Annotated in this window: 3 protein-coding genes; all 3 read right to left on the minus strand. The window is 43.6% G+C overall.

Annotated features, from left to right (window positions below):
• Window positions 1–2,086, minus strand: a 2,086-nt coding sequence (locus tag Q5873_RS09640; RefSeq protein ID WP_303060582.1) for an alanine-zipper protein, incomplete at its 3' end; no start/stop codon positions are given.
• Between the two features lie 642 nt (window positions 2,087–2,728).
• Window positions 2,729–3,286: a Fe-S-containing hydro-lyase gene (locus Q5873_RS09645; RefSeq protein ID WP_276789393.1), complete on the minus strand. Its 558-nt coding sequence runs from the start codon at window positions 3,284–3,286 to the stop codon at window positions 2,729–2,731.
• A 20-nt stretch (window positions 3,287–3,306) separates the two neighbouring features.
• Entirely contained in the window at window positions 3,307–4,149 is an 843-nt protein-coding gene (locus Q5873_RS09650; RefSeq protein ID WP_205088474.1) for a fumarate hydratase, read from the minus strand.
• Window positions 4,150–4,970: the final 821 nt, after the last annotated feature.

The raw sequence follows: 4,970 nt of genomic DNA on the forward strand, positions 1-4,970 counted from the left end.
CTGCTTCGGCTTTGCTCTGAGCATCCTCAGCTTTACCTTGAGCCTCTTCGGCTTTTCCTTGAGCTGCTTCGGCTTTACCCTGAGCATCCTCAGCTTTACCTTGAGCCTCTTCGGCTTTTCCTTGAGCTGCTTCGGCTTTACCCTGAGCATCCTCAGCTTTACCTTGAGCCTCTTCGGCTTTTCCTTGAGCTGCTTCGGCTTTACCCTGAGCATCCTCAGCTTTACCTTGAGCCTCTTCGGCTTTTCCTTGAGCTGCTTCGGCTTTGCTCTGAGCATCCTCAGCTTTACCTTGAGCCTCTTCGGCTTTACCTTGAGCCTCTTCGGCTTTTCCTTGAGCCGTTTTAGCATCAGCCACGGCCTGATTAATCTTGTTCATGTAATCATCAGAAATGCCAACTTTGACTAGCTTATTACCATCACTATCTGTAACTGTTCCAGCCGTAAGCCCATCAGTAAAAGCAAAACGCAAATTGCTGATAGTATAGTTCTTATTTGCTTCCGGAACAACCGCCGTACCATTACCATAAACAGAATCACTTACACTGCCACCGCTATAGATATATACCGGTGATTCAGCCACAGCCGTTAACTGTTTAACATTAACGGCATCATTGTCATTGATACCACCGGCGACATTTACAATACGGCGTTTGATGTCGGGGATATTTAAATTATCCTTACCAAATTCTAACGAATATGCTTCCGTGCCAACAGAAATAACACCCACATTACCTTTAACAGCTTCATTACTATATTTAGCTTTTCCGCCTGCTACATCAATTCCCTCAGTACTGGAATAACTACCTAATGCTACACTGTTTGTCTGATCTGTACGGGCCCACATTCCCAATGCGACAGCATTAGCAGCCTTAGAACCTATTTCTGTTCTTGCCCCCATAGCAATACTTCCATATGCAAACGCATTAGCAAAGCGGCCTACTGCGAGGGCATCTATTGCGGCAGCTACTGTCTGCTGGCCAATAGCTACACTACTTTCCTCTATAGCACGAGAGGATAATCCAATTGCAACAGATCGTTTTCCGTATGCGCGTGTCCCTTGCCCAATAGCAGTTGCTTCAAAACCCGATGCTCCTGTATTCCAACCAATAGCAAGAGATCCTTCCTGCGGATTGTCATATTCCTCCTTCGATATAGAAGATTCATCTCCGGAAGCGGGGCTACCATCTACATTAACATATTCCGTAGGGACCTCTTCCATATCTGAAATTAGTCTTGTTGGTGTTTCCTTAATCGTAAACTTTTTAATTTCATCACTTAAATCACCAACATAGGCACTAGTACCAATTGATACCGCATATGGAGATTTTTCTGTATTCTGAGCAAATCCGCCTATAGAAATTGCCCATTGTCCTGCACTATTTGTTGATACCCCATTGGCAATAGAACCATACCCAGGTGCCTTTGCCTTCCATCCTTGAGCAATGGCAAACTCACCAGCATCAGCCTCTCTGCCCAAGGAAAGTGCCCCTGTATTTGCTCTAGCCTTATAACCCATAACAATAGCATAATCTATTGGAGTTTCTTCCTTTCCGACGAGTTTAGATGCCTTTGCTCTATCACCGATAGCAATAGAATGCTGACCATTAGCCAAGGCGTTATAACCTGTTGCTAGCGAATATTCACCTGCTTCCGTGTATGCACCGGTTGCTATCGCTCTGTTCCCCTTGGCCTTAGCTGTATTTCCTATAGCTACATTATCACCCTTCTGTGCCAAAGCCCCATACCCGATAGCAATAGACTTTGACTGTATTGCTTGACTATCCGTACCAATAGCAATGGAGTGACTCGCTGGATATATCCTTTCTTTTTCTGTTCCATCATCTTTCTTTACCGTCTCTTTAACGGTAATCGTTTTCGCATTATTTCCGATTGCAATAGCACCCGTGCTGTCAGATTTCGCCGTGTTCCCAATGGCAACCGCATTTGTACCACTGGCTGTCGCTCCTTCGCCTTCTGCAACTGCACCCGTTCCCGAAGCTGTTGCCCCCGTTGCCGTATCCGAACTCAAATTAACGGCAACGCCACCTTTTTCGGTAGTATCCGTCACACCTGCTGCCTGGACCATTCCGCCAACCACGCCGGAAAATCCTAGCACCAATGCTAATGTAACGGCCTTGACTAACCGACCGTTTCTTACGAATGCCCCCCCCGATTGGACGAAGCATATACACTCTCACTCATAGTATGTTTCATAACGACGCATCCTCCTCACTTGATAACTCTGCGTTTTCTGAATCCTTAACTTGAAATATAACAATTTGCACTCACTATACCCACTAAGGTGTGCTCACCATGAGTATACTCCCCTATTTCGGTTATGTAAAGGTAAGTTGTGTTTTTGAATGTATTTACTTCGATTTTTTATTTTATTTTTCTTCAATTATCTACATAAGTATTAACTAGTCAGTAATTTTTACAACTACATCTATACAACTGAATATCTTTTGTCGAATCAAAGTTATTTATCAAATGTACTCACTGTGAATTATCTAACCAGCAGATTCCCTACAGCCAAAAGCTGATTGACTTCATAAAAACAGAAATAAAAAAAATCCTGAACACGTCGTTCAGAATCTAAAAAACGACCGCACCGCCTCGAGTTATCCCTCAAGGCGATGCGGTCGTTTCTATATGACCACTCTATACCTAATGTGGTTAAATCCCTATTAAGTTAGCTGATCGCACCATCTTCTAATGAACGATTCGATTAGATTTCGCGGTACGGTTTCTGACCCAATTCGTAGAAGTTGTTGCCTTCGGTATCGCCAACTACGATGCACGGGAAATCTTCAACAGTCAATTCTGCCAAAGCTTCAGGACCGAGGTCTTCGTAAGCAATAACTTCATATTTCTTAATGGATTTAGCAATCAAAGCAGCAGCGCCGCCAACAGCAGCAAAGTAAGTTACGCCATGTTTTTTCATAGCGTCAACAACTGCCTGGGAACGGGAGCCTTTACCAATCATGCCTTTGATGCCCTGTTCGAGCATAGTCGGAGTGTACGCATCCATACGGCCGGAAGTAGTCGGGCCTGCGGAACCGATCGGATCGCCCGGTTTTGCCGGAGTAGGTCCGAGGTAGTACACGATTTTGTCATGCCAATCGATAGGTAATTTTTCGCCGCGTGCCAATGCTTCGGTCATAACTTTATGAGCAGCATCACGAGCGCTATAGATTTTACCGGTGATTAATACGCTGTCACCGACTTTTAATTTTCTGGAAACTTCTTCCGTTAACGGTGTAGTAAGACGAATTGTTTCAGCCATTGTAACTTTCCTCCCTAATATTAAAGAATTTCTTCAGCGTGACGGCTTGCATGGCAGCAGATAGTCACAGCTACAGGAAGGCCGGCAATGTGAGTTGCAGCCCATTCGATATTTACTGCCAATGCAGTAGTAGTACCGCCGAGCTGAGGTCCGATACCGGTCTTGTTGATCATGCCCAACAATTCTTCTTCTAATTTTGCATATTCAGGATGTTCGTTGCGAGTCTGAGTGGAACGAAGCAAGGCTTTCTTGGAAAGGAATGCTGCATAGTCCATAGTACCGCCGATACCAACGCCAACAACCATCGGAGGGCACGGGTTCGGGCCGGCTTTTTTAACGATTTCCATAACAGCGTTCTTAACGCCTTCTACGCCGTCAGCCGGTACGAGCATTTTAACGCCGGATTTGTTTTCACTACCGAAACCTTTAAGTTCCATGTCGATTTTAACTTTGTCGCCAGGAACGATTTTGGTGTAAATAATAGCCGGAGTATTGTTCTGGGTGTTTTTACGGTTGAACAACGGTTCAGCAACAACGGATTTTCTGAGGTAGCCTTCTACATAGCCTTTAGCAACGCCGGCCTGGATGGCTTCTTCAAGGGATCCACCTTCAAAGTGTACGTCCTGACCTACTTCGAGAAATACGATGGTGTAACCGGTATCCTGGCAAATAGGACGGTCTTCTTCTTTGGCGATTTCAGCATTTGTAATAATCTGATCCAATACAACGCAACCTACCGGAGATTTTTCTGTTTCACGGCCGTGTTTCAAAGCTGTATACACGTCTTCCGGTAAGTAGTAAGCTGCGTTTTTACACATCTGCGCAACTGTTTCCGTAATTTTTGCTACATCAATTGTACGCAAAATAATCCCTCCTCAATGTAACACGAGATATATTTCATGGCTTAATAATACCACACGTCATGGCTCTTTTCAAATCATAGCTATGCAGTTTACTCAACCTATCCCGTATATTGAAAATCATTCTCTAATTTATAAAAATGGCGTACTTTCGGCTATTTCAGCCTTTTTCGATATACTTTACTACGGCAATTCAACTTTATTATTTTATATTTATACATTTATAGTGTACATATCCAAGACTGTCGATACCGCTGAAGTGCTACACTTCGCCGTCTGCCCCACCCCTACCGAAAAGAAGGTACTCCTTGCGGACGAAAACCACAAGGGTTACACATTATTTTTGAATAGTCTACTCGTTTTCCACAATTTCGTTCTCTCTTATGTTACGGATAAATGAAAAAGAGATACCTCCGTTCGAGGTACCTCTTCCTATCATCTATAGGACTCTCTCCTGTCCTTCTACTAGCTTTTTTAATATTAGTTCTCAAATAAACTTATTTTTTGACGATTTTTAGGACCGAAAACGTCGGTTTTGACTACACGAAAGCTCTGTTTTTGACGTTTTCCCAACGTATAAGAATTATTTGTAATAGGTTTTTTTCACTTTCTTCATTCATTTTCGTCCGTCATCATCGGCGGCCTTCATCATTTAGAACCTGCATTCCATGACCACCCAAGACTTTTGAAAACTTCATCATTGGCAACCTTCATCATTTAGAACTTATATCATGTATGCATCATGTATGTATCGCGTATGTATCGTGAGCGTGTAGCGTACAGCCTTCGTATGTATCGTGTAGCGTACAGCCTTCGTATGTATC

This window comes from Veillonella magna (assembly GCF_959600285.1).
Classification (GTDB): Bacteria; Bacillota; Negativicutes; order Veillonellales; family Veillonellaceae; genus Veillonella_A; species Veillonella_A magna.